The sequence below is a fragment of the Haloactinopolyspora sp. genome, assembly GCF_027324685.1.
Lineage (GTDB): Bacteria > Actinomycetota > Actinomycetes > Jiangellales > Jiangellaceae > Haloactinopolyspora.
Window position 1 is genome coordinate 1 of the sequence record NZ_DAHVSH010000017.1, and the last position, 24,656, is coordinate 24,656.

Genomic DNA, 24,656 nt, shown 5'->3' on the forward strand with positions numbered 1-24,656 from the left:
ACGCATCGACAGCTGTGCCTCGGATTTGGCCCGCCGCACCGAGCCGATCAGTTCCGAGGCCGTGCCGAAGGTGTCGGCGTCAGCCTCGGCTCCCACGACGTCGGTCAACTCCGCGGGCTCCGGCCAGCGTGCGCGATGCACCGACTGCCCTTCCTCGTGCCACCACGACCAGACCTCCTCGGTCGCGAACGGCAGGAACGGCGCGAACAGCCGCAGCAGGACCGACAACGCCAGGCGCAAGGCCACGCGGGCCGAGCGCGCGCCTTCAGCGTCGCCGCTCTCGCCGTAGGCCCGTGCCTTGACCAACTCGACGTAGTCGTCGCAGAAATCCCAGAAGAACCGCTCGACGGACTCGAGCGCACGGGTGTAGTCATAAGCGTCCAGCGCCTCGGTCGCCACGCCGACCGTACGGGCCAGGGCCGCGAGCATCGCCTGGTCGAGCGGGCGCGTCACGTCGCCTGCACCACCGGCCTCGGCCAGGCCGAGCACGAACTTGCTGACGTTGAGGATCTTCATCGCCAGCCGGCGGCCGACCTTCATCTGCCCGGTGTCGAACGCCGTGTCCGCGCCCGGACGGCCACCGGCCGCCCAGTACCGCACGCCGTCGGCGCCGTACTGCTGCAGCAGGTCCATCGGCGTGACGACGTTGCCTCTCGACTTTGACATCTTCTTGCGGTCCGGGTCGAGGATCCAACCCGAGATGGCCGCGTTGCGCCACGGCAGCACCCCGTGCTCGAGGTGAGCACGCACGACCGTCGAGAACAGCCAGGTACGGATGATCTCGTGCGCCTGCGGGCGCAGATCCATCGGAAACACCCGCGCGAACAGATCGTCGTCGTGCTCCCAGCCACCGGCGATCTGTGGGCTCAGCGACGACGTCGCCCAGGTGTCCATGACGTCGGGGTCGCCGACGAAGCCGCCGGGGCGTCCGCGCTGCTCCGGCGAATACCCGGGCGGGGTGTCGGAGCCGGGGTCGATCGGCAGCATGGCGTCGTCGGGGACGATCGGTTCGTCGTAACGCGGTTCGCCGTTGCCGTCGAGCGGGTACCACACCGGGACCGGCACACCGAAGTATCGCTGCCGGCTGATCAGCCAGTCGCCGTTGAGCCCGCCGACCCAGTTCTCGTACCTCACCCGCATGTGTGCGGGATACCAGTTCAGCTCACGTCCGCGCTCGATCAGCTGCGCGCGCAGCTCGGCGTCGCGGCCGCCGTTGCGCAGGTACCACTGCCGACTGGTGACGATCTCGAGCGGCTTGTCGCCCTTCTCGTAGAACTTGACCGGATGCGTGATCGCCCGAGGCTCGCCCTGCAGCGCGCCAGCCTCGCGCAGGAGCGAGACCATCCGCTCGCGGGCGGTGTGCATGGTCGCACCGGCCAGCTCAGCGCACGCGGCGCGCCCCTGCTCGGTCGGGATCCACGCCGGCGTCTCGCGTACGAACCGGCCGTCCCGGCCGACCACGGGCCTGGTCGGCAGCGACAGCTCGCGCCACCACGTGACGTCGGTGGTGTCGCCGAACGTGCAGATCATCGCAGCGCCGGTGCCCTTGTCCGGGTCGGCCAGGTGGTGAGCCACCACCGGCACCTCGACCCCGAACACCGGGGTGCGCACACTCGAGCCCACAACCGCGGCGTATCGCTCGTCGTCAGGGTGCACCACCAGGGCGACACAAGCGGCCAGCAGTTCCGGCCGAGTGGTGGAGATGACGATCGGATCGTCGGCGCCGGGCCGCTGGAAGGCGATGTCGTGATACGCGCCCGGGCGTTCCCGGTCTTCGAGCTCGGCCTGGGCCACCGCCGTGCCGAAGGTGACGTCCCACAACGTCGGCGCCTCAGCCAGATAGGCCTCGCCCCGAGCGAGATTGCGCAGGAACGCACGCTGCGACGTCCGGCGGGCACGGGCGTCGATGGTCTGGTACGTGTGCGACCAGTCCACCGACAGCCCTAGGCGCCGCCAGAGCTCCTCGAACGCCCGTTCGTCCTCGACGGTGAGCCGCTCGCACAACTCGATGAAGTTGCCCCGCGAGATCGGTACCTGGTTCTTGCCCGGCCGCTGCGGTGGCTGGAAGTTCTCGTCGTACGGCAGCGACGGATCGCAGCGCACGCCGAAGTAGTTCTGCACGCGCCGCTCGGTCGGCAGACCGTTGTCGTCCCAACCCATCGGGTAGAACACCGACTTGCCCCGCATGCGCTGGTAGCGCGCCACCACGTCGGTGTGGGTGTATGAGAACACGTGCCCCACGTGAAGTGAGCCGCTGACGGTCGGCGGCGGCGTGTCGATGGAGTAGACCTCATCGCGCGGGCGGGTGCGGTCGAAGGAGTAGACCCCCGCCTCGTCCCACCGCTTGACCCATACGTCCTCGAGCCCGTCGACGGTCGGTTTCGCGGGGACGATGGGGGCCCGAGTAGGGGTTTCGCGTTCGGTCACCCGGCTGATTCTAGTCCGGCGCGGCGGGCGTCGTCGCGCCTTCCGCCCCGGCTCGCCACACACCGCGTCGTCATCATCGTGCCTGCTCACAGAAGTGGTCGTCGCATTCTGGGCGAGTCCTTTCGTATCCGGCGGTATCGCCGAGTGGGCCCCGTGTGCGGCGGACGCCGGGTAGCGTCCGCACCGATTCGACCGACCCCGGGAACGAAGCCAGGAAAAGGGAGATCACGTGAGGCACCACCCACGTACTGCCGGCCGGATGCTCGCCGTCGTGGTGGCGGTCGTGCTCGGCTGTGCCGGGCTGGCCGGCGCAGCCGAGCCCGCCACCGGTGAACCACGACCGACGACGACAGTCGAGCCGAGCATCATCGGCGGCGAGCCCGCCGACGAGGGACAGTTCCCGTTCGTGGCCTATCTCACCGTTGTCACGCCCGACGGCGCCCACTCCTGCGGGGGCTCGCTGTACGCACCTGACGTCGTTCTGACCGCGGCCCACTGTGTCCAGGGCACCGGGCCGACGACCAGCATCACGGCCTATTTCGGCTCTGCAGATCTCGAGGGCGACCTGGTCGGCTACGAGTCCGAGTACGCCTACTCCGGCAATTTCTCGGGCATCCCCACGGATTGGGCGCTGGTCGAACTGCAGGACGAGGTGGACGGAATCGACCCCCTGCCCATCGCCCCCACCCGCGACTACGACGACGGCGAGTTCACCATCGCCGGGTGGGGCGACACCGAGGAAGGCGCCGGCACGGGCAGTCCACTGCTGCAGAAGGCCGAGGTCCCGTTCGTCAGCGACACCGACTGCGCTGCGGCCTACGGCGATCAATTCGTCCCGGAGCAGGAAATATGCGCCGGGTTCCTCGACGAGGGCGGTGTGGACGCCTGCCAGGGTGACTCCGGCGGACCGATGTTCCGCCGGGACGAGGCCGGCGAATTCATCCAGGTCGGCATCGTCAGTCACGGGCTCGGCTGCGCACAACCCGGCTATCCCGGTGTCTACACCCAGGTCAGCGCGTTCGCCTCGGCCATTCACGCTGTGGCCGCCGGCGAGAACGCACCCGCCGAGGCTGCGGACGTCCGGGTCGAGACCACGCGCGCTACTCCGGTGCGGATCACGCCGAGTGCCGACGATCCGGACGGCGACGACCTCACCTTCGACGTCATGCCCGCCACCGTGGGTGAGGTGACCAGCGACGACGACACGCAGACCACGTTCACCTACACGCCGCCGCCCCGGTTCGAGGGCACCGCGACCATGCCGTACGTGGCCAACGACGGCCACACCGATTCGGCGCCGGCGACGGTCACCGTGACCGTTTTCGGGGCGCCCGAGAAGGCAGCGGCTGGATCTTCGTCCGGGCGGCGAGGAGCCCGAGGCATGTAGGGTCGAACCATATGTGCGGTCTTTCCGGCGAGTACACATTCGACAACCGCCCGGCCGACCTCGCGGCGGTGAGCACGATGTGCGATGCGATGCACGCTCGCGGCCCGGACGATTCCGGTGCCTACGCGCACGGCTCGCTGGCCCTGGGCCACCAGCGGCTGTCGATCATCGACCTCTCCCCACACGGACATCAGCCCATGGTCGATGCCGAGCTCGGCCTGACCATCGTGTTCAACGGCTGCATCTACAACTACCGGGAGCTACGCGAGCAGCTCGCCGCGCACGGCTACCGCTTCTTCTCCGCTTCGGACACCGAGGTCGTCGTCAAGGCGTACCACCATTGGGGTGAGTCGTTCGTCGACCACCTCGTCGGCATGTTCGCCCTGGCCGTTCACGAACGCGATTCCGGCCGGCTCGTCCTGGCCCGCGACCGCCTGGGCATCAAGCCGCTGTACCTGGCCGAAACCGCCGACCGGCTCCGCTTCGCCAGCACCCTGCCGGCGCTGGTGCGCGCCGGTGCCGCCGATGCCAGCCTCGACACCAGCATCGACCCGGTCGCCTTGCATCACTACCTGTCCTGGCACGCCGTCGTCCCGGCGCCGCACACCATCCTGCGTGGCGTGCGGAAGCTGCCGCCGGCCACCGTGCGCGTGATCGAGCCCGATGGCAGCAGCCGCGAGCGCGTGTTCTGGGACCCGCCGTTCGTCCGCGACCCGCAGCGCGCCGCCTGGAGTTCCACCGACTGGGAAGAAGCCGTCCTGGAGTCGCTGCGGATCGCGGTGCGCCGGCGCCTGGTCGCCGACGTCCCCGTCGGGGTGCTGCTGTCCGGCGGTGTGGACTCCAGCCTGGTCGTCGGCCTGCTGGCCGAGGAAGGCCAGAGCGGGCTGAACACCTTCAGCATCGGCTTCGAGGCCGTGGGCGGCGAGGAGGGCGACGAGTTCAAGTACTCCGACATCATCGCTCGTGAGTACGCCACCGAGCACCACCAGATCCGGATCGGCCAAGACCTCATGCTGCCCGCGCTCGAAGACGCCATCGCCGCCATGAGCGAACCCATGGTCAGTCACGACGCCGTGGGGTTCTTCCTGCTCAGCAAGGAGGTCAGCAAGCACGTCAAGGTCGTCCAGTCCGGGCAGGGCGCCGACGAGGTGTTCGCCGGCTATCACTGGTACCCGCCGCTGCACGGCGCGGAGCGCGGCGACGCCGTCCAGCGCTACGCCGCGGCCTTCTTCGACCGCGACCACGCCGGGATGGCCGAGGTCGTCGCGCCGGAGTACCTGACCGACGGCCCGGCCAGCCTCGACTTCGTCACCGCCCACATGCGCCGTCCGGGCGCCGAGACCGCCGTCGACGCCGCGCTGCGCCTCGACACGCAGATCATGCTGACCGACGACCCGGTCAAGCGGGTGGACAACATGACGATGGCCTGGGGCCTCGAGGCTCGTGTGCCGTTCCTCGACCACGAGCTCGTCGAGCTCGCCGCACATTGCCCGCCCGAGCTCAAGCTCGCCCAGGACGGCAAGGGCGTGCTCAAAGAAGCTGCCCGGCGGGTCATTCCGAACGCGGTGATCGACCGTCCGAAGGGTTACTTCCCGGTGCCGGCGTTGAAGTACCTGCGCGGGCGCTATCTCGATCGGGTCCGCGACGCGCTGCACTCGGCCCCGGCCCGCGACCGCGGCCTGTTCCGTTCCGAATACGTCGACCGCCTGCTCGCCGACCCCAACGGCGAGCTGACCCCGCTGCGGGGCAATCGTCTCTGGCAGCTCGGACTGCTCGAGATGTGGTTACAAACGCACCTGCCCGGGGAGGGCGGCACCAGGTGAACGGCGACGACCGCAGCGTCGAGGACAGCAACGAGGCACCCCGCACGTCGCGAACACCGGCGGACTTCCGCCGGCGGCTGCAACCCGAACCCCGTCAGCCGCTGTGGACCCGTCCCTGGGAAGAGACCCCGGAGCATCTGGTCCGGGACATGAAGCGCGACGTCGTGGTCGACTGCGGGTGGGGCAGGCTCGTGTTCGCCCAGACCTTCGACGAGCCGTTCGACATCATCAGCCTGCTGGGTGCCGAGGAGGAGGGCCGGCGCGACATCGCCATGTACGTCGCCGATCCGCACGTGCTCATCTCCCAGGCGCCGGACGAGTTGTTCATCGACCCGTCGCTCACCTACCGCCTCGAGCTGCACCGCTACCGGCCTCGGCGCAACCTGGTGCCTGGAGTGTTCGTGCGGGCGATGAGCGAGCTGGCCGATGCCGAAGAGATCAACCGCATCTACACCGCGCACGGCATGGTGACCGCCTCGCCGGAGCTGATGTGGGCCAACCAGCGCACCCGCACGTTCACCTACCTCGTCGCCCAAGACAGCAACACCGGCGACATCGTCGGCACGGTCACCGGCATCGATCACACCATCGCCTTCGACGACCCGGACAACGGCGCCAGCCTCTGGAGCCTGGCCGTCGACCCCCAGTCCACGCTGCCCGGCGTCGGCGAGGCGCTCGTTCGCGTACTCGCCGAGCGCTACATCGGTCGCGGTCGCAACCACCTCGACCTGTCGGTGATCCACGACAACGACCCCGCGATCCGCTTGTACAAGAAGCTGGGCTTCCGCCGCGTCCCGGTGTTCTCGGTCAAACGCAAGAACCCGATCAACGAGCCGCTGTTCGTCGCCGAGCCGGTCGCGGAGTCCGCCGAGCTCAACCCGTACGCCCGCATCATCGCCGACGAAGCCCGCCGGCGGGGCATTCACGTCGAGACCACCGACGTCGACAGCGGCGAGATACGCCTGACTCACGGCGGTCGCCGCATCGTCACCAGGGAGTCGCTGTCGGAGCTGACCACCGCGGTCGCGATGAGCCGCTGCGACGACAAACTGGCCACACGCCGGATCTTCGAGCGGGCCGGGTTGAACATCGCACGCGGGCAGCTGGCCGGTGACGAGGAAGCCGATCGCGCGTTGCTGGCCGAGGTAGGCGAGGTGGTGGTCAAGCCCGCGCGGGGTGAGCAGGGCCGGGGCATCACCGTCGGGGTCCGCGATGCCGACGCCTTGCAGCGTGCCATCGAGTTCGCCCGGTCGTACTGCGTGGACGTGCTGATCGAGCAGTGCGTCACCGGTGAAGACCTGCGCATCATCGTGATCGGGCACGAGGTCATCGCCGCAGCGATCCGTCGTCCCGCGACGGTGTACGGCACCGGTCGGCACACCGTCGCCCAGCTGATCGAGTCGCACAGCCGCCGCCGTTCGGCCGCGACCGGGGGTGAGTCCACCATCCCGCTCGACGACGTCACCATCGACACCATCGCCGAAGCCGGCTACGACCTCGACTCGGTTCTGCCCGACGGCGTCGCGCTGCGAGTACGCCGCACCGCCAATCTGCACACCGGAGGCACGATCCACGACGTCACCGCGAGCTTGCATCCCGCTCTCGCGCAGGCGGCCGTCGCGGCCAGTCGCGCCATCGACATCCCGGTGACCGGCCTGGACATGATCGTCGCCGCCCCCGACGAGCCCGACTACGTGCTGATCGAGGCCAACGAGCGTCCCGGGCTGGCCAACCACGAGCCTCAACCGACGGCCGCGGCGTTCGTCGATCTGCTCTTCCCCGCGACGCGGTCGGCCCCCCGAGCGTGGAATCCCGCACCACCCGGCTCGTCCGCGTCGACCTGACCTGCCGATTCGCAACTCTTCGTGGCGACTTGCTCCCCACGTCGTCGCTACACCCTCCGACGTGCGAGGCTGTCTCCATGAAGTACCTGCCGATCGACGAGGAGTACCTGCGCGACGTCCTGCTCGAACTGCTGCGCACCCCCAGCCCGTCGGGCCGCACGGACGCCGTCATGCAGATCATCGGCGATCACCTGAAGGACCTCGGTCTCCCGATGCGCCTGACCCGCCGCGGCGTCCTGCGCGCCACGCTGACCGGCCGAGTGGAAGACACCAGCCGCGCCGTCGTCGTCCACGCGGACACCATCGGCTGCATGATCAAACGGCTCAAGGACGACGGCCGGCTCGAAGTCGTCCCGATCGGCACCCACAGCGCCAGGTTCGCCGAGGGCGCGCACGTCACCGTCTTCACCGACGATCTGACGCGCATCCACACCGGGACCGTGCTGCCGCTGCTGTCCAGCGGGCACAACTACGGCGACGCCGTCGACACCCAGGGTGTCGGCTGGCATCAAGTGGAGATCAGGCTGGACGAGCCCGTCTACAGCCGCGCCGACCTCGAGGACCTCGGCCTGCACGTCGGCGACTTCGTGGCCATCGACGCAGCGCCGCAGATCTCCCCCAACGGGTATGTCAAATCCCGCCACCTCGACGACAAGGCCGGCGTAGCAGCGTGCCTGGCTGCGCTCAAGGCGCTGGTCGAAGACGGCTCCAACCTCCCCGTCACCGCGCATCTGCTGGTCACCATCGGCGAGGAAGTGGGCATGGGCGCGACTCACGGGCTCGACGAGAACGTCGCCGAACTCGTCGCCGTCGACAACGCGGTCGTCAGCGAGGGCCAGGAGTCACGCGAAGACGTCGTCAACATCGCGATGCTCGACTCCACCGGGCCGTTCGACTACCACCTCACCAGGCGGCTGATCGGCCTGTGCGAAACCGTCGGCCTGCCGTACCGGCGCGACGTGTTCCGCTTCTATCGCTCCGATGCGGCACCGGCCATCGAGTCCGGGCTGGAGTGCCGTGCGGCGCTCATCGGCGTCGGGGTGGAGTCCAGCCACGGACACGAACGCACCCACCTCGACGGCATCCGTCGTACCGCCGAATTCCTCACCGCGTATCTGCGCAGTCCGCTGACGTTCAGCGACTGGGACGACACGCCCACCGGTGCGCTCGAGGATTTTCCGAGCCACAGCGTGCAGCCCGCCGAGCCGGAGCCCGACTCGTACCCGGGCCGGCACTGAGGTCGCCACTGAGGTCGCCGCTGGGCCCGCCCACCGCCGGAGCCAGCGCCCGGTCAGTCCGACTTCTCGTCACGGCGCCCGGCGGCGCCGAGCTTCGCCTTGACGGTGGAGGCGTAGACGTCGACGTACTCCTGCCCCGACAACTCCATCAGCGCATACATGATCTCGTCGGTCACCGAGCGCAGGACGTGGCGGTCGTTCTCCATGCCGTAATAGCGACTGAAGTCCAGCGGAGCGCCGAAGCGGATCCCCGGGCGCATGATCTTCGGGATCACCCGGCCGGCCGGCTGCATCTCCGCGGTACCGATCATCGCGACCGGGATCACTGGGACCTGGGCCTTCAAGGCGATCCGCGCCACCCCGGTCTTGCCGCGGTACAGGCGGCCGTCCGGAGACCTCGTCCCCTCCGGGTAGATCCCGAACAGTTCCCCTTCGTCCAGTACCTTCAGCGCGGCGTTCAGAGCCGCCTCACTCGCCCGGCCACCGGAGCGGTCGACGGGAACCTGCCCGGTGCCGCCGACGAATCGCCGCTTGAACCAGCCCTTGATCCCCTTCTCGGTGAAGTAGTCACTCTTCGCCAGGAAGCTGACCTTGCGCTCGATCATCACGGGCAGGAAGAACGAGTCGACGACGGTCAGGTGGTTGCCGGCGAGAATGGCCGCCCCCTCTTTCGGAACGTTCTCGACGCCCTCAACCCACGGCCGGTAGACCAGCCGCAGGATGGGGCCGAGGAGCACGCTCTTCATCAGCCAATAGAGCACGTCGGCACGATACAGCGAAACGAGCCGGTTCCGTACCGCCTGCAGGCCCTGCCCACCGGACACGGCACCATGGGACGATGCTGGTTTCGGCCGTTTCGGCCGATTCGACGAGGAGGACGGAGGACGCGATGCGGTCCGAGGCCCAGGTGACCACCGCGGTGCAACCGTTCCGGCACGTCGGCGGGCGCGTCGGCGTCCTGCTGTGCCATGGCTTCACCGGATCACCGGCGTCCATGCGCCCATGGGCCGATGACCTCGCTGAACGTGGCTACAGCGTCGAGCTGCCGCGGTTACCCGGGCACGGCACGACCTGGCAGGACCTCAACCGTACGGCGTGGCCGGACTGGTATCGCTGCGTCGAACGGTCGCTCCTCGACCTCGCCGAACGGTGTGCCGCCGTCGTGGTGGCGGGACTGTCGATGGGCGGCTGCCTCGCCCTGCGCCTGGCGCAGGAGCACAGCACCTTGGTCCAGGGGCTCGTCCTGGTCAACCCCGCCGTCGCCAGCAGCGACCGGCGGCTCGTCGCGCTGCCGCTGCTGCGCCTGTTCGTCGGCTCGGTCGGGGCCATCGGCGGTGACATCGCCCGGCCCGGCCAGGACGAGCACGCCTACGACCGCACTCCCCTGCAAGCGTTGTATTCGCAGACCCAGATGTGGAGACTGGTAATACGCGACCTCGCCGTGATCACCCAGCCGGTGCTGCTTTATCGCAGCACGAACGACCATGTCGTCGACGCGACGGGAGCGCCGATCATCTTGTCCGGTGTCTCCTCCGCCGATGTCACCGAACAGACCCTGCATCGCAGCTACCACGTCGCCACTCTCGACTACGACGCTCCGGCCATCTTCGACGGCTCGGCCGCGTTCATCGAGCGAGTCACGAAGGGGAGCCGGATCTGACGACATGACCCGAGACGACGACAGCACGTGGGCCGAGCTGGTCGATGCCTTCCACGCCTCCCCCGACTCCGGCGAATCACAGGGACGCTGGCCCGCCGCGGAGAATCTCAGCCCCGACGACGACCACTTCGACGGCTACGACGATGCATCGGTGACGCTCGGCTCGCTCGCCACCGAAGGGCGGCCGCTGGGGCCGGTGTCCCCGGAGCCGGGCCCGGAGACCCCACAGGACCACGCTGACGACCACGACCATTTCGTGCCGCCGCCGCCGGCGCCCATTCCCCGCGGCGACCGCGTGTCGCGGCTGGCGTGGGCCGGCGTGATCTTCGGCCCGGTGAGCCTGGTCGGCGTCACCGCGCTGCCGTGGACCCCGCCGGAGGAGTTCCTGCTGTTCGCGGTGACGGCGTTCATCCTGGGCTTCGTCACATTGATCGCCCGGATGCGCGGGCACCACCCCGACGACCCCGACAACGGCGCCGTGCTCTGAGAGCGCCGACGTCGAACGCTCACCCGGTCAGGACGAGGTCGGCGACGACGGGACGATGATCGCTGGCGGCTCGCACGTCCGGGGAATCCACGACGCGCGCGGACTCCACCTCGATGCCGCCGCGGACGAAGATGCCGTCGATCTTGCGGCGCGGATTCGTCGCCGAGAACGTCGGCGTGTCGTCACCGGCTGCGGCGTCGGTGTACTGCGTGACGAGGCGGGCCCAGGTCATCGCGTCCGGCTTCTCGTTGATGTCGCCGGCGATGACGGTGGTCGCCAGCCCGAGCCGGTTGACCAACCCGGTGATGTCGGTCAGGTGCCGGGCACGCTCGGCCGGGTCGAGGCCCAGGTGAATCGACGCGGCGGAGAACTCCACGCCGTTCTTGGCCAGCCGCGCGATGACGACGCCCCGCTTGGTGAGCCCGGGCGTACGGCGTAGCTGGTGTTCCTGCACCTCACGCACGTCCACGCGGATCGACGTGAACAGCGCCGTCCCCCCGGTCGTCCCGCCACCCCCGGCGTAGAGCAGGTCGCTGCGCCGCGCCAGCGCGGCACACCGGCCGCGCCACGCGAGGAACTTCGGCGCTTCCTGGAGGCAGACCACGTCGGCGTCGGCCGCACGCAGCACGCGCGCGACCGCGTGGGCGTCGTCGCGCAGGCCGTGAATGTTGTACGAGAGCACCCGCAGGCGCGTGACCGGGGCCGTCACTTTCGCGCGAGGTCGGCCGCGCCGCAGATGCCGGCGTCGTTGCCGAGGGTGGCCAGGCGGACTTCGGGTTCAGGACGGAATCCGCGTCCGGTGATCTGCTTGCGCAGTGCCTCCTCGGCCGGCGCGAGCAACAGGTCCCCGGCCGCGGAGACGCCGCCGCCGAGCACGAAGACCGCCGGGTCGAACAGCGCCGTGAACGATCCCATCGCCTCACCCAGCCAGCGAGCCAGTTGCGTCAGGAGCACGATGGCCAGGTCGTCGCCTTCGGCGGCAGCTGCGGTGATCATCGGCCCGGTGATGCTCTGCGGATCGCCTCCGGCCAGCGTCAGAATCCGCGCCGCTGAGGGCAGGCTCGCCGCCGTGCGGGCTTCGCGCACCAGCGCCGTACCGCTGGCATAGGCCTCCAAGCAGCCCTTGAGCCCGCAACCGCAGATGTGGCCGTCCGGGACGACCCGCAGGTGGCCCATCTCGCCGGCTACGCCGTGCGCACCCCGGTAGATCTCCCCGCCCAGCACGACTCCACCGCCGACCCCGGTGCCGATGGTCAGCAACACCATGTCGTCGACGTCCTCGGCGGCGCCGAATCGGAACTCACCCCACGCGGCGGCGTTCGCGTCGTTCTCGACGACCGTGGGCAGCCCGGTCGCCTCGGCGACCTGATCGCGAACGTGCACGTCGCGCCAGGCGAGATTCGGCGCGAACATGACCTTGGACCGCCCGGAGTCGACGAAGCCGGCCGACCCGACGCCCACGGCGTCCACCTCATGGCCGTCGGCGAGGTCGTTGATCACCGCGACGATGGTCGCCACGATCGCCGCAGGGTCCTCGGACGGAGTCGTGCGGCGTACTCGCTGACCGATGACCCCCTTCTCGTCGACCACCCCTGCAGCGATCTTCGTGCCGCCGACATCGACGCCGATGGTCAGGCTCACTCCGGTTCTCCGTACTGGTCACGGCGATCCGCCACGCGCTTGTCGAGCTCCTTCAGCGCGGTGTCGATGATCACCTTTTCGGCTTTGCGCTTCATCATGCCGAGCATCGGGATGGCCACGTCGACGGTCAACTGGTAGGTGACCTCGGTCGACGCGCCGGACTCGGTCACGGCGAGGGTATACGCCCCTTCCAGCTGCTTGATCATGCCACCTTCGACGAGGTGCCAGCGAACTTCCTCGTCGCCGTCCCACTCGTAGGACAACGTGTACGTGTCCTTGATCGGCCCCGCGTCCAGCACGAATCTCGCCTCACCCGGACGGCCGGTGTCTTCGTACACCGTCAGGATCTCGACTTCACGCACCGACGCCGTCCACTCCGGGTACGCCTCGAGGTCGGCTATGACGGCCATGATCTGCGCCGGAGGGGCGGCGATCACGATACTCGACGTGGTCTGCGCAGCCATGAGATGAAGTCTGCCATCACCGCGCCGCCGACCCCGCGTCGGTGCGGGCCGTCCGGCCCCGTCCGGCTCGCGCGAGCCGAGGCGCCCCGACCGCGCGGCCGAGTTCCATCCGGTCTTTCAACTCGTGGATGCCGGCCTTGTAGGTGCGAACGAGGCGTTCGCGGATCCGTCTGGTCCGGCGCGGGCTCGTGGCGGCACGCGCCGGCTCGGCGCGCAGGAACCAGTGCACGAGGACGCCGTCGCCCCACGGTTGCAGCCAGATCTCCCCGCTTCCGCGGACCTCGCCGTCGACGCGCCATCGGATTCCTTCCACGCCGCGGTCCTCGGTCACCGTCAACCGCAGGGTCGGCCAGCACACACGCCACACGTCGGCCTGCGCGATCCGGGCGGCCACCTCGGCCGGCGCGGCGACCACGAACGTGCAGTCCATGACGTCGACGGCCGGCCTGCTCATGGTCGCTCACTCTACTTCGCTGAATTCACGACGTTTCCGACCCGGTCAGGACGTGAAAACGCAGATTTCACCCGTGGCGTCTCGAATCCCGGTCACTAGCGGCACTTCGGAACTCGTCGCAACCCGTTTTGCGGCAAACTGCCCCCTGTGAGTGTGTGGGCGCCCGATTCCGTACAGCGACATTGGCATGGTGTTGCCGTCGCGCGTCCGGGCATGTTGGCTCTTGTCATCGCGCTGACCGGTTCGGCCCGTAGCGTGGTCACCGACTGGTGGTGGCTGGGGGCGCTCGCGCTCGTGGCGCTGGCCGCGGCGGTGTCCGAGCGGATCCTGCCGCGCACCCGGCTTCGGGTCGGCGCCGAGATGGCGCTCGCCTCGATCATCGTGGGGCTCGGGTTGCCGGAGGCGTATCTCGCCCTGCCGTACCTACTCGTCCCCGCCTTCGCGGCCGGGCTGGCCGGCAGCATCGCCGGTACGGCGGTCACCACGCTCACCGGTGCCATCGGGCTCGCAGTCGGCAACGTCCTGGCCGGCGGCGACCTGATCGAGCCGACCGCGTTCGGCAGCGTGGCCGTGTGGGTCGTCATCATCTTCGCCACCGGCGCCATCGGTGCGTGGGTGCTTCGCCTGGACAGCATCCAGGTCGCCGACGGTGGCCGGTACGCCGCTGCCTACCGGCTGTTGTCCGAGCTGCGCGTGGTGTCGCGACGGCTGTCGGTGGGCCTCGACCCCGGCACCCTGGCCGAAGGCCTCCTCGATCAGGTGGCCGGCCCGCTGTCGGTGCGCCGGGCCGCGCTCCTGGTCCGCCGCGAAGGCGGCAACCTGTTCCCGCTGGCCCACCGCGGCGAAGACGACGGCTGGCTGATGGGTGCCGAACGCGATCCCGTCCTGCTCGAGGCCTGGAGCAGTGAAGCTCCCGCCTGGACACCGACCGGTCGCCGAGGTTATCGCGTGGTCCTGCCGTTGCGCGTCGGGTCGCGCACCATGGGGGTCGTCGTCGCCGACGTGCCTGACCAAGTGACCTCCGACGAGCTGCAGGCCCTGGTCAGCTCCACCGACGAAGGCGCGCTGCGCCTGGAGACGGCGCTGCTGTTCGACGAAGTCCGCGAGCTGGCGACCCGCGAGGAACGCCGCCGGCTCGCGCGCGAGATTCACGACGGCATCGCCCAGGAGCTGACCTCGCTCGGGTATCTCGTCGACGACCTGATCGCCCGCACCACCGACGTCGACGCCAAGTCGCTGTCCACGACCGTGCGCCAGGAGCTGACCCGCATCCTGTCGAACCTGCGGCACTCGATCTTCGACCTGCGCAGCGACCTCGATCACGACGCCGGCCTCGGCACGTCCCTGTCGGCCTACGCACGCCAAGTCGGGACACAAGCCGGGCTCAAGGTCCACCTCGTCCACCAGGAAGATCACGACCGGCTGCGGCCCGAACTCGAAGCGGAGCTACTGCGGATCGGCCAAGAGGCCATCACCAACGTACGCAAGCACGCGAAGGCGCGAAACCTGTGGGTCACCGTTTCCGTCAGCCCGCCGGCCGCCCAGATCCGCATCGTGGACGACGGCATCGGCATGCACGAACAGCCGCGCGGACGTTACGGTCTTGAGATCATGGCCGAGCGAGCCAGGCGAGTTGGTGCAACACTCGTCATCGAAGACAGACCCGAGGGCGGAACCGTCGTCGACGTTTCCCTCGGCGCCCATGATGGAGAGGGGTAGAACGTGCCCATGACGGTCATGCTCGTGGACGACCACGAGCTCATCCGCCAAGGCCTGCGTCGTGCATTCGAGCGCGACGTCGACTTCACCGTCGTCGGAGAGGCTGCCACCGTCGCGGAGGCGCATCGCCTGGCCGAGGCAACCCAACCGGTGGTCGCCGTCATCGACATCCGCCTGCCTGACGGCAGTGGCCTGGATCTCGCACAGTCGCTGCGCAAAGCGCGCCCCGACATCGGGCTGGTCATACTCACCATGTACGCCGGCGACGACCACCTGTTCGGTGCCCTCGACGCCGGCGCGTCGGCATTCGTCCCCAAGAGCGCGCCCAGCGACGACGTCGTCGCCGCCGCCCGGCATGCGGCCGCGACCCCGTCGTCGTTCGTGGCCGCCGACCTGGCCGAGGCCATGCAACGCCGGATGCATCCAACCGGCCCACAGCTCACCCGCCGCGAGCGCGAAGTGCTGGATCTGCTCGCCGACGGACTCGGCGTCTCGAGCATCGCGCGCAAGCTCTACATCAGCGAATCGACAACCAAGACCCACGTGTCGAAGTTGTATGACAAACTTGGTGCATCGAACCGAGCGCAGGCCATCATGTCCGCTGTGCGCGCGGGGCTGCTCTCCGATGGCGCTTCAGGACACCTCGATTCGTAACTTTGCGTGACACATTGTCACAGGTTGTCACCCTGGTAGCCCGTTCAGGTGATGAAGCAATGGCCGGTCACTCCATCGACGTGAAAGTCACCTGACCTCATGCTTGGAGTAACTGGTGCTGTCCGTCGGCACCCACGAGTCGGGACCCGGGGTGGGCGACCATGCGAGAGGCTCTGCGGCAGCGAAGGTCGCTGCAACTCCAGACCATGCTCATTTACGTAGCAGTGATGGGGATCGTCCTCGTCGGGACGTGCTTCCTCAGTTGGCAGCTCGGACACGCCATCGGGGGCAACGGATAGCGGGAGGCGCGCCGGCCCCGTGCCCGGCTGCCGGCCTGTACGTCTCGACGCTGGTCGCGGAGCGAGCCATCCCGCTACGCCAGCGGAACAGCACTCTTGTTGCGGCGCGCTGCGGGACAGCACTCCCCTTACCTCTGCCGCACAGCACAACTCGCCATGCGCTTGCGCGGCAACACTTCCGCTTACCCCCTGCAGGGCTCGGCTTCTGAGCGCGTCGGCGACAGTTGCCTCATGATCACCCATGCTGCGTGATCATGAGGCAGGAATGGCGCGAACGCCCCCACGCGCAACCGATCATGAGTCACCACCGGCGCGATAACGCCACCAAAGACTCATGATCCATCAGACAACACCCACAACCGCCTCATGATCACCCATGCGGCGCGATCATGAGGCACAAATGGCGCGAACGCCCCCACGCGCAACCCATCATGAGACACCACCGGCGCGATAACGCCACCAACAACTCATGATCCACCAAACAGCGCCCACAACCGCCTCATGATCACCCATGCCACGCGATCATGAGCCAGGAATGGCGCGAACACCCCACGCGCAGAGACCGCGCACGAGAATCACGCAGGTCGCGCCGACCAGACAATAGGCAAGGCGATCATGCGCGCAGACCGCAAGAAGATCACGCGCAGGCGCGAACTCGACGGGTCGCGCGCGGGGACGCGCACGCAGCTCATGCGCACAGAGACGCCCACTGCTCATGAGCCCAGAGGCGCCCGCCCACTGATCATGCAGGCGACACGTCGGTGCGCCGATCCGGCATCAGGACGTCGCTGCCCACCGAGCTGGCTACAACGTGCGCAGCGCAGGCGTGGTAGTGACGAACGTGAACTCAGCCCGGCCGGGAGGCTCCGGAGAACGGCATCATGTCGACCGGGTCGACGCTCACGACGTCACCGGGGTGGGTGGCGTGCACGATCTGGCCGTTGCCGATGTAGATGCCGACGTGGCTGATGGGGCTGTAGTAGAAGACCAAGTCGCCCGGTTGCAGCTGACTCATGGACACCCGGGTGCCGGCGCTGATCTGCGAGCCTGAGGACCTCGGCAGACTGACCCCGGCTTGAGCCCAGGCAGCCGACGTCAGCCCGGAGCAGTCCCAGCAGTCCGGCCCGTTGCCGCCCCAGCAGTAGGGCTTGCCGAGCTGGTTCATCGCGAACTCGACAGCGACACCGGCCTTCTCCGACGGTGGGACGTCGGGGGTGACGTCGTCGTCATCGTTGTCGCGATCGGGCTTCTCGGCGTTCTCTTGCCGCTCCCGCTCGCGTTCCTCTTCGAGGCGTTGGCGTTCTTCGGCTTCGAGCTCGTCGAGGATCTCTTCGGCCTCGGCGAGCAACTGCTCGACCTTCTGCTTCTCGGCTTCGAGTTCAGCCTCGATGGCCCGCTGCCGGGCCAGCTCCTCTTCGGCGACCATGTTGGCCTGCTCGAATGCGCGACGCACATCGGCAGCTTCGGCCAGCTGTTCGGTCTGCTGGTTCGCATAGGCATCGACGACGGACGCCTGCGCGATGAAATCGGCCGGGCTCTCGGCCAGGAACGTCCGTAGCGTGGGGTCGAACCCACCGGCGCGGTATCGCGCCGCCGCGAACCCGGCCATGCGGGACTGGACGGCTTCGACGCGGGCCTGTTGCTTTGCCACGGCCGATTTCGCCCGCTCGATACGGCGCTTCACGTCGTTGAGCTCGTCAGTGGCCGCGTTGTACCGCTCTGTGGCTTGTTCGGCCTGATGATAGAGATTGTCGACCTTGTCCTGGACCTCGGCGATGGTCGGCTCGGGGTCGGCATACCCGACCGACGTCAGGACCAACCCTCCAGAAACAGTGACCGCCGCCGTGCACAGGGCGATGAGCACACGACGAGGACGGCGGGACTGGCCACGATGCTCAGGCACTCTGGTCCTTCCGTGGACGGGATTCGCAGCACCTGGGCGGGGAGCCTAGCCAGCCGAGCGCATCCCCCGCAAATCCCTGGACCGAGTTTCGCCCGACTTTCTCGGTTGATCATCAGGCGCAGCCATGCGCAGCGGCGGTACCAGACCGGCCTCGGAGAGCACCCCGATGGCCCGCTGCTCCTCTCCCCCGAGTTGCCCCGCGGTGTCGCCGAGCAGGACGGAAACGACACAGTCCGAGCAGGCCAGCCCTCGCATCTCGCAGCGATCACAGTCGATGTGCAACTGTCACACCTCCAGCAGAGTCCGATGAGCACGAGCTCTCGCTCGCCACGACAGGACGCTACGGCCCGCCACCGACAAAGTCGGGTTTCTCCGCGACACCCCGGTGATCAGCGCGCGAGCAACCCGACGAGCGCCACGGCCTCGACGGCGCGCCCACCCGGGCGCCGCGCGGCCGCTGCGACCTCACGGTCGGACGAGACCACGACGACCGGTCTGCCCTCCGGCTCGGCCCCCACCATCCGACGGATGAGCTCATCGGCGCTCTGCCCCGGGGCGCTGAACCGCACCCGCACGCCCTGCGCCGGAGCCACCGGCGGAGGTGCAGCCACGTCGGCGCCGTCGAACACGCAGGTGATCTCGGCGCCCGTCCGTGCGGCCAGCGCACTCAGGCCCTGGATCAGTCTGGTGCGCTGCGCCTCGAGCGGCATGGCCGACCACGCCGTCTTCGTCACGTTGTAGCCGTCGACGATCATGTGCACCCGTGGCATCGTGAGCAGTTCGTCGAGATAGGCCGGCTCGTCGCCGGATCGCGCCCGGCCCTGCGGCGGCTGCGCCGGCTTCGGGTCCACCGCGTCGACGGTGTCGGCCGGCTGCAACGACGAAGCCGGCAGCGCGAGTTCGCGGCGCAACCCGGCCGCAGCCTCGGTGAGCGTGTCCAGAAGCAGTGCCAGCCGAGCCGTTTCGAGGCTGCGCTCGGTACGGCCGCTGCGCCGCGCCGCTTCCAGCGCCTGGTCGGACTCGGCCAACCGGCTGCGCAGTCGTCGCGCCTCGGTCTCGGCTGAGCGCAGTGCGGCCCTCGAGTCCGCGAGGTCCTTCTCGACCGTGTCGTACTCCTGCTTGTCGCGAGCGCGCGTTTCCTCGAGTCGCTGACGTGTTTCCTGCAGACGGCGTCGCAAGGTCGCATTCTCGGCCTTGAGCCGGTCGATCTCCGCCTTCATCGTCGCCCGGGTCTCACGGGCCGAGGCGCGCGCGGCGTCCAGTTGCTCCCTGATCCGCTCGATTGCCGCGGACTCACGCGCCCGACGCTCCTCCTCCGCACCGGCACGCAGCGACGACGCAGCGGACTCGACGATCTTCTCCCACCCGGCCGGTCGCAGCAGGTAGGCCATCGCCGCGACGTCGGCCGGCTCGGCCGCAGGCGGTACCGTTCCCGTCTCGAGCGCCTCGGCCAGCGCGGGATCGGCCGCGGAAGCCGCCTGCAGCACGTGCTGGCGGAACCCGGCGTCTGATTCAAGCGCCGCCGCGATGGCGTTCGCGCCCAGCCGGGCCCGCTTGGCGGGCGCGAACTTCGCGACCGGACGCAGCGACGGAGGAACATCGTTGGGCGCCAGGTCGGCCAAGACGTCGGAGGCCAGCGCGACGACCTTGGCGCGTACGGAGTCGGGCAGCGTGGTCATGCCCGATCCGATCGGACGCTGCCACCCACGACGCCGAAGCGCGCGCACGGACGTCTCGCCGTCCCGGACTGCTCGGGCACGGCCACGGGGTCCTCCTCGTCATTCGCTGATCGGGTGCTTGGCGTCACACTAGGCCGGTTTCATGATCATCAACGACGCCCAGGCCTGGAACGGCCCGCTCGCCGGCGGCCGTGGGCCGAGATTGTCGGTGCCGGCCCCTACCGTGCCGAATGTGGGCATCGACTGCGAGGGAGTGTGAGCTGTGGCCCCCGTCGCCGTGCAGGGCACCATCGACGAGATCGGTGTGCCGTTGGTGGCCACCACGTTCGTCGTGGTCGATCTCGAGACCACCGGCGGTGCTCCGGATACCGCCGAGATCACCGAGATCGGCGCGGTCAAGGTCCGTGGCGGTGAGGTGCTCGGCGAGTTCGGCACTCTCGTACGGCCCAGTACCGCCATCCCGCCGTTCATCGCCGTGCTCACCGGAATCACCGATGCCATGGTCGCCGGGGCGCCGCCCATCACCTCCGCGTTGCCGGCGTTCCTGGAGTTCGCGCGCGGCAGCGTCCTCGTCGCGCACAACGCGCCGTTCGACGTCGGCTTCCTCCGGGCAGCCTGTGCGACCACCGGCACCGCGTGGCCGGCCTTCCAGGTGCTCGACACCGCGCGCCTGGCCCGGCGGGTGCTGTCCCGCGACGAAGCCAGCGACTGCAAGCTGTCCACGTTGGCCCGCTTGTTCCGGTCGTCCACGACACCGAACCACCGCGCCCTGGCCGACGCCCGCGCCACTGTCGACGTCCTGCACGGCCTGATCGAACGGCTGGGCAACGTCGGCGTGCACACCGTCGAGGAGCTCAGCCTCTGGCAGAGCAAAGTCACCGCAGCGCAACGCGACAAGCGCCACTTGGCCGAGCAACTGCCTCGCGCCCCGGGCGTCTACATGTTCACCGCCGACGACGGTGAGGTGCTGTACGTCGGCAAGAGCAAAGACATGCGCACCCGGGTCCGCAACTATTTCACCGCGTCCGAAACCCGGGCCCGCATGACGGAGATGGTCGCGGTGGCCACCTCAGTCACCGGCATCCCCTGCGCCACACCGTTGGAGGCCGAGGTCCGCGAGCTGCGCCTCATCGGTGAGCGCAAGCCCCGGTACAACCGGCGTTCCCGATTCCCCGAACGCGGCAGCTGGATCAAGCTCACTGTCGAGCCGTTTCCCAGGTTGTCGTTGGTGCACCGGGTGCGTGACGACGGCGGCAGTTACCTCGGCCCGTTCGGCTCGCGCCGTACGGCTGAGGCGGCCATGGCCGCCGTCCACGAAGCGGTACCCATCCGGCAATGCACCCAGCGGCTGTCACCGAAACGCCTCGGGTCGGCCTGTGTACTCGCCGACCTCGGCCGATGCGGTGCACCGTGCGTCGGGGCCGAGTCCGTCGAGACCTACGCGGCACATGTCGAGCTCGTCCGTCAGGTTTTCCGATCCGACCCGGGGCCGGTCGTCGATCGGCTGCTCGAGCGGATCGACGCGTTGGCGCAGCACGAGCGGTACGAGGACGCCGCAGTGCGCCGCGATCGCCTCGCCACCCTTGTACGCTCCGCGGCACGTGTGCAACGCATGGCCGCTCTGGCCGCCATTGCGCAGTTGGTCGCTGCCCGGCGGCGTGAGGCCGGGGGTTGGGAACTGCACGTCATCCGATACGGACGGCTGGCCGGGGCCGAGTGCTCGCCGCCCGGGGCCGACCCCAGGCCGTATGTCGACGCGCTGGTCGCCACCGCCGAGACCGTCGAACCGGCTCCAGCTCCGTTGCCGGCGGCGACAGCCGAGGAGGCCGAGTGTCTACTGCGCTGGCTCGAGACACCCGGCACCCGTCTGGTCCAGGTCGACGGCTCGTGGACCCTGCCCCAGCCGGCGGCGGCCTCCTACGTCGCACGCGTGGACGTCGGTGCTGCCGACCGCGTCGCCGCTGCACCGCTGGCCGACCGTCGGCCGCTACGCCCGCGACGTTGACCCGCGCATACGGGCGCAGCGCGGCCGCGCCGAGGCGGTCCAGGTGTGCAACGAGCGGAGTCGGGTGAGCCGGATCGGCGCCGCCCGGTAATGTCGTTCCCGGTCCGTTCCGAGCCGCTACGAGGAGACCCCGAAGTGATCACCGCGATCGTGTTCGTCCAGGCCGACGTGGCGCGAATCCCCGAAGTCGCCGAACAGATCGCCGCGCTCGACGGCGTGAGCGAGGTCTACTCCGTCACCGGCGAGATCGACCTCGTGGCCCTCGTCCGGGTCCGCACACACGAAGCCGTCGCCGACGTCGTCGCCGACCGGCTCAACAAGGTCGACGGCGTGCTCAACACCGAGACGCACATCGCGTTTCGCACGTTCTCCAAGCACGACCTCGAAGCAGCGTTCGCCTTGGGCGCCGAGGACTGACCCCGCGCCCACGTGGCCGACGCCCGGCACGACCTGAGCGACCTGCGCGATCTGCTCGCCAGGCACCTGCCCGACCGGCCGGTCCGGTCGATCGTCCAGCTCGGGCGGGGCAGCGACAACGTCGTCTACGACGTCGACGACGACCTGATCGTGCGCTGCCGCATCGAGGCCGCCGACCCGCAGCGGAGCGAGACGATCCGTGCCGAGGCCACACTGCTGCACACCGTGGCCCGATGGTCGACTCTGCCCGTGCCCGAGCCGGTGTTCGTCGATGTGGACGCAGGCGCCCTCGCCTACCGCAAGGTCCCTGGCGTGGCGTTGAGCACCTACACGGTCACCGATGCGCGACGGCTGGGCACCGCGCTGGGTGAGTTCCTCGGCGCGCTGCACGACGTGCCGCTCGACGCGGTGGCCGGGCTCGTCGCGCGGGACGACTACCCGCTGTCGGCCTGGCTCGACGACGCTCGACGCGACTACGGCCAGATCCGCTCACACCTGCCGGCCGAGCTGCGTTCACCGATCGAGGACTTTCTCGCCCACACCCCGCCGACGCAGCCGGACGTGGCGGTGTTCTGCCACAACGATCTCGGCGCCGAGCACATCATGGTCGACGCCGCCACCGGGGCGATCACCGGCGTGATCGATTGGACCGACGCCGCACTCACCGACCCGATGCGCGACCTCGCCCTGGTCTTTCGTGATCTGGGCCCGCCGGTACTCACACCCACGCTCGAGGCCTACTCGCGAGATGTCGGCGCCGAGGACCAGCAGCGGCTGGCCTTCTACGCACGTTGCTCGGTCCTGGAAGACATCGCCTACGGCCTGCGCACCGGCGTTCGCGCCTATGCCGAGGCCGGCATCGCCCACCTGCGATGGACGTTCGCCTGAACGCCGGACCACGACGCCGGCGCCGACACCGCCAGCTCAGGCTGCGGCATCCACCCAGCGCCGGAGCACCGCGGCGGCAGCCCCGGAATCGACGGCTTCAGCGGCCCGGCGCAGCCCGTCGGCGATCCGCTCGGCCAGCTCGGCTCCTGAGTCGTCGTAGGCAGCCAGTCCGGCCGCGGCATTGAGCAGCACAGCGTCGCGAACCGGCCCGCGTTCACCGGCGAAGAAGCGGCGCGCGACCTCGGCGTTGAACGGCGCGTCGCCGCCGCGCAGCGCTTCGGGCGGCGCAGGCGCGATACCGACGTCGCCCGGATCGAAGCGCTCCTCGGTGACGTCACCGCCGCGGATCACCCACACGCGCGAAGTCGTCGTCGTGGTGAGCTCGTCCAGCCCGTCGTCGCCGCGGAAGACCACTCCGGACACCCCACGCCCGGCGAGCACACCGGCCAGGATGCCGGCCATCCGCGCGTCGGCCACGCCGACGGCCTGGTGACTCGGCCGAGCTGGGTTGGCCAGGGGCCCGAGGAAGTTGAACGGGGTCGGCACGCCGAGCTCACGCCGGGTGGCGCCGGTGTGGCGCAACGACGGGTGGAACGCGGGTGCGAAGCAGAACGTGATGCCGACCTCGTCCGCGATCTCGGCCACCCGCCGTGGCTCCAGGTCGAGGCGGACCCCCAACTCTTCGAGCAGATCCGCCGCGCCACACGCCGACGAGGCCGCCCGGTTGCCGTGCTTGACGACACGGGCGCCAGCGCCAGCGGCCACCACCGCGGCCATGGTCGAGATGTTCACCGTCCGGGCCCGGTCGCCCCCGGTTCCGACGATGTCCAACGCTCGCCCGGAAACGTGGAACGGGGTGGCGTGCTCGTACATCGCCCGGACCATGCCGTCGATCTCGTCGACCGTCTCGCCCTTGGCCCGCAGCCCGACCGCGAAGCCGGCGATCTGAGCGCCGGTCGCCTGACCGCTCATGATGTCGTTCATCGCCCAGGCCGTCGCCTCGGCAGACAGGTCCTCGCCCTGGATCAGTGCGCCGAGAACCGCCGGCCAGCTTTGCGGCTGGTCACTCATGACGCGGCTGCCATCCCCTCGAGTCGACGGCGCATGAGATCGGCCACGGCCGCGGCCACCTCGACCGGATTGAGCGGATGAGTGACGGCCGCTTCGGCCCGCGACCAGGTGGCCAACCATGCGTCTTGCGGACGCCCGATCAGCACGAGCACCGGCGGAGCCTCGAAAACCTCGTCCTTGAGTGAACGCGCGATACCCATGCCGCCGGCCGGCACGGCCTCGCCGTCGAGCACGGCGACGTCGATGCCGCCTGCATCCAGGGCCTTCATGACCGCGGCATGCGTGGCCACCTCGACGTACTCGACCCGCGGCAGGTCGGCTGCTGGACGGCGGCCGACGGCCAGGCGGACCTTCTCGCGCGTCGCACGGTCGTCGCTGTAGACGAGGATGGTCATCGTCGGCTGGGTCGTACTCATCCTGCGGGGTCCTCGCTGGCATCGTCGGAACACTGCTGCTGGTCGAGACGATGCTACCGGGCGAAGCCTGGCACGCTCGACGTGGCGTGCGACTCGTGGCCCGGGCCGTACCAGGCCACTTCGGATGCGCTCGAATCGAGCCCGGCATCCGAACGAGCATCGACGCCAGAAGCCGTGAGG

Annotated in this window: 21 protein-coding genes; 11 read left to right on the forward strand and 10 right to left on the reverse strand. The window is 69.3% G+C overall.

Features of this window, described 5'->3' with window-relative positions; all coding sequences use genetic code 11:
* Positions 1–2,427: valine--tRNA ligase (gene valS / locus M6444_RS02575; protein WP_298322748.1), on the reverse strand; the 2,427-nt coding region annotated here is incomplete at its 3' end.
* A 229-nt stretch (positions 2,428–2,656) separates the two neighbouring features.
* Here valS and M6444_RS02580 point away from each other — a divergent pair.
* The 4 genes from M6444_RS02580 to M6444_RS02595 all read left to right on the forward strand — a co-directional run bounded on the left by M6444_RS02580 (position 2,657) and on the right by M6444_RS02595 (position 8,719).
* A complete protein-coding gene (locus M6444_RS02580) occupies positions 2,657–3,814 on the forward strand; it encodes a trypsin-like serine protease (RefSeq protein ID WP_298322751.1) in 1,158 nt (385 codons plus the stop codon).
* 11 nt (positions 3,815–3,825) lie between these two features.
* The gene (locus M6444_RS02585) at positions 3,826–5,637 is read left to right on the forward strand and encodes an N-acetylglutaminylglutamine amidotransferase (protein WP_298322754.1); all 1,812 of its coding nucleotides are present in this window, start codon (positions 3,826–3,828) and stop codon (positions 5,635–5,637) included.
* Positions 5,638–5,738: 101 nt separating this feature from the next.
* On the forward strand, positions 5,739–7,481 hold the full coding sequence (gene ngg / locus M6444_RS02590) for an N-acetylglutaminylglutamine synthetase (protein ID WP_363326215.1): 1,743 nt from the start codon (positions 5,739–5,741) through the stop codon (positions 7,479–7,481).
* Positions 7,482–7,558: 77 nt separating this feature from the next.
* Positions 7,559–8,719, forward strand: coding sequence for an osmoprotectant NAGGN system M42 family peptidase (locus M6444_RS02595; RefSeq protein ID WP_298322760.1), 1,161 nt, complete (start codon positions 7,559–7,561; stop codon positions 8,717–8,719).
* A 53-nt stretch (positions 8,720–8,772) separates the two neighbouring features.
* Here the strand turns inward: M6444_RS02595 and M6444_RS02600 are convergent, their stop codons facing one another.
* Positions 8,773–9,543, reverse strand: a complete 771-nt coding sequence (locus M6444_RS02600; protein WP_298322763.1) for a lysophospholipid acyltransferase family protein — start codon at positions 9,541–9,543, stop codon at positions 8,773–8,775.
* 65 nt (positions 9,544–9,608) lie between these two features.
* On the opposite strand from M6444_RS02600, the gene M6444_RS02605 reads away from it, so the two are divergent.
* A complete protein-coding gene (locus tag M6444_RS02605) occupies positions 9,609–10,379 on the forward strand; it encodes an alpha/beta fold hydrolase (protein ID WP_298322766.1) in 771 nt (256 codons plus the stop codon).
* Between the two features lie 4 nt (positions 10,380–10,383).
* Positions 10,384–10,866 carry a hypothetical protein gene (locus tag M6444_RS02610; protein ID WP_298322768.1) on the forward strand — a complete coding sequence of 161 codons (483 nt, stop codon included), beginning with the start codon at positions 10,384–10,386 and terminating at the stop codon, positions 10,864–10,866.
* A gap of 19 nt (positions 10,867–10,885) precedes the next feature.
* Here the strand turns inward: M6444_RS02610 and M6444_RS02615 are convergent, their stop codons facing one another.
* The 4 genes from M6444_RS02615 to M6444_RS02630 are packed head-to-tail and all read right to left on the reverse strand — an operon-like array spanning position 10,886 to position 13,425.
* The gene (locus M6444_RS02615; RefSeq protein WP_298322772.1) at positions 10,886–11,575 is read right to left on the reverse strand and encodes an endonuclease/exonuclease/phosphatase family protein; all 690 of its coding nucleotides are present in this window, start codon (positions 11,573–11,575) and stop codon (positions 10,886–10,888) included.
* Positions 11,572–12,507 (reverse strand): ROK family glucokinase, encoded by a 936-nt coding sequence (locus M6444_RS02620; RefSeq protein ID WP_298322776.1) that lies wholly within the window; start codon positions 12,505–12,507, stop codon positions 11,572–11,574. The genes M6444_RS02615 and M6444_RS02620 overlap by 4 nt, the downstream gene beginning before the upstream one ends.
* The gene (locus M6444_RS02625; protein ID WP_298322778.1) at positions 12,504–12,971 is read right to left on the reverse strand and encodes an SRPBCC family protein; all 468 of its coding nucleotides are present in this window, start codon (positions 12,969–12,971) and stop codon (positions 12,504–12,506) included. The genes M6444_RS02620 and M6444_RS02625 overlap by 4 nt, the downstream gene beginning before the upstream one ends.
* A gap of 16 nt (positions 12,972–12,987) precedes the next feature.
* Entirely contained in the window at positions 12,988–13,425 is a 438-nt protein-coding gene (locus tag M6444_RS02630; protein WP_298322781.1) for a hypothetical protein, read from the reverse strand.
* A 213-nt stretch (positions 13,426–13,638) separates the two neighbouring features.
* Here M6444_RS02630 and M6444_RS02635 point away from each other — a divergent pair, with 213 nt between their 5' ends.
* Positions 13,639–15,144: a histidine kinase gene (locus tag M6444_RS02635; RefSeq protein WP_298322782.1), complete on the forward strand. Its 1,506-nt coding sequence runs from the start codon at positions 13,639–13,641 to the stop codon at positions 15,142–15,144.
* 9 nt (positions 15,145–15,153) lie between these two features.
* On the forward strand, positions 15,154–15,798 hold the full coding sequence (locus M6444_RS02640; protein WP_298322784.1) for a response regulator transcription factor: 645 nt from the start codon (positions 15,154–15,156) through the stop codon (positions 15,796–15,798).
* Positions 15,799–16,944: 1,146 nt separating this feature from the next.
* Here M6444_RS02640 and M6444_RS02645 read toward each other — a convergent pair.
* Together M6444_RS02645 and M6444_RS02650 are read right to left on the reverse strand one after the other, a co-directional pair.
* Complete coding sequence (locus M6444_RS02645) at positions 16,945–18,000, reverse strand: NlpC/P60 family protein (protein WP_298322787.1); 1,056 nt, start codon at positions 17,998–18,000, stop codon at positions 16,945–16,947.
* A gap of 389 nt (positions 18,001–18,389) precedes the next feature.
* The gene (locus M6444_RS02650) at positions 18,390–19,679 is read right to left on the reverse strand and encodes an NYN domain-containing protein (RefSeq protein WP_298322790.1); all 1,290 of its coding nucleotides are present in this window, start codon (positions 19,677–19,679) and stop codon (positions 18,390–18,392) included.
* Between the two features lie 262 nt (positions 19,680–19,941).
* On the opposite strand from M6444_RS02650, the gene M6444_RS02655 reads away from it, so the two are divergent.
* The 3 genes from M6444_RS02655 to M6444_RS02665 all read left to right on the forward strand — a co-directional run bounded on the left by M6444_RS02655 (position 19,942) and on the right by M6444_RS02665 (position 22,989).
* Positions 19,942–21,684 (forward strand): DEDD exonuclease domain-containing protein, encoded by a 1,743-nt coding sequence (locus M6444_RS02655; protein ID WP_298322792.1) that lies wholly within the window; start codon positions 19,942–19,944, stop codon positions 21,682–21,684.
* A gap of 135 nt (positions 21,685–21,819) precedes the next feature.
* Positions 21,820–22,101, forward strand: a complete 282-nt coding sequence (locus tag M6444_RS02660; protein WP_298322794.1) for an Lrp/AsnC ligand binding domain-containing protein — start codon at positions 21,820–21,822, stop codon at positions 22,099–22,101.
* Positions 22,102–22,113: 12 nt separating this feature from the next.
* On the forward strand, positions 22,114–22,989 hold the full coding sequence (locus M6444_RS02665) for an aminoglycoside phosphotransferase family protein (RefSeq protein ID WP_298322795.1): 876 nt from the start codon (positions 22,114–22,116) through the stop codon (positions 22,987–22,989).
* Positions 22,990–23,025: 36 nt separating this feature from the next.
* Here the strand turns inward: M6444_RS02665 and trpD are convergent, their stop codons facing one another.
* Both trpD and M6444_RS02675 read right to left on the reverse strand, forming a co-directional pair.
* On the reverse strand, positions 23,026–24,060 hold the full coding sequence (trpD, locus tag M6444_RS02670) for an anthranilate phosphoribosyltransferase (RefSeq protein ID WP_298322797.1): 1,035 nt from the start codon (positions 24,058–24,060) through the stop codon (positions 23,026–23,028).
* Complete coding sequence (locus M6444_RS02675) at positions 24,057–24,476, reverse strand: hypothetical protein (RefSeq protein WP_298322799.1); 420 nt, start codon at positions 24,474–24,476, stop codon at positions 24,057–24,059. Before M6444_RS02675 ends, trpD begins: the two co-directional genes overlap by 4 nt.
* Positions 24,477–24,656 lie beyond the last annotated feature (180 nt).

Excerpts from the sequence above, each read along its gene's own strand:
- M6444_RS02635 (WP_298322782.1), top strand. The coding sequence starts at position 13,639 with ATGTTGGCTCTTGTCATCGCGCTGACCGGTTCGGCCCGTAGCGTGGTC.
- M6444_RS02630 (WP_298322781.1), bottom strand. The coding sequence starts at position 13,425 with ATGAGCAGGCCGGCCGTCGACGTCATGGACTGCACGTTCGTGGTCGCC.
- M6444_RS02595 (WP_298322760.1), top strand. The coding sequence starts at position 7,559 with ATGAAGTACCTGCCGATCGACGAGGAGTACCTGCGCGACGTCCTGCTC.
- trpD (WP_298322797.1), bottom strand. The coding sequence starts at position 24,060 with ATGAGTGACCAGCCGCAAAGCTGGCCGGCGGTTCTCGGCGCACTGATC.
- M6444_RS02650 (WP_298322790.1), bottom strand. The coding sequence starts at position 19,679 with ATGACCACGCTGCCCGACTCCGTACGCGCCAAGGTCGTCGCGCTGGCC.
- M6444_RS02610 (WP_298322768.1), top strand. The coding sequence starts at position 10,384 with ATGACCCGAGACGACGACAGCACGTGGGCCGAGCTGGTCGATGCCTTC.
- M6444_RS02585 (WP_298322754.1), top strand. The coding sequence starts at position 3,826 with ATGTGCGGTCTTTCCGGCGAGTACACATTCGACAACCGCCCGGCCGAC.
- M6444_RS02640 (WP_298322784.1), top strand. The coding sequence starts at position 15,154 with ATGACGGTCATGCTCGTGGACGACCACGAGCTCATCCGCCAAGGCCTG.
- M6444_RS02605 (WP_298322766.1), top strand. The coding sequence starts at position 9,609 with ATGCGGTCCGAGGCCCAGGTGACCACCGCGGTGCAACCGTTCCGGCAC.
- M6444_RS02675 (WP_298322799.1), bottom strand. The coding sequence starts at position 24,476 with ATGAGTACGACCCAGCCGACGATGACCATCCTCGTCTACAGCGACGAC.
- M6444_RS02625 (WP_298322778.1), bottom strand. The coding sequence starts at position 12,971 with ATGGCTGCGCAGACCACGTCGAGTATCGTGATCGCCGCCCCTCCGGCG.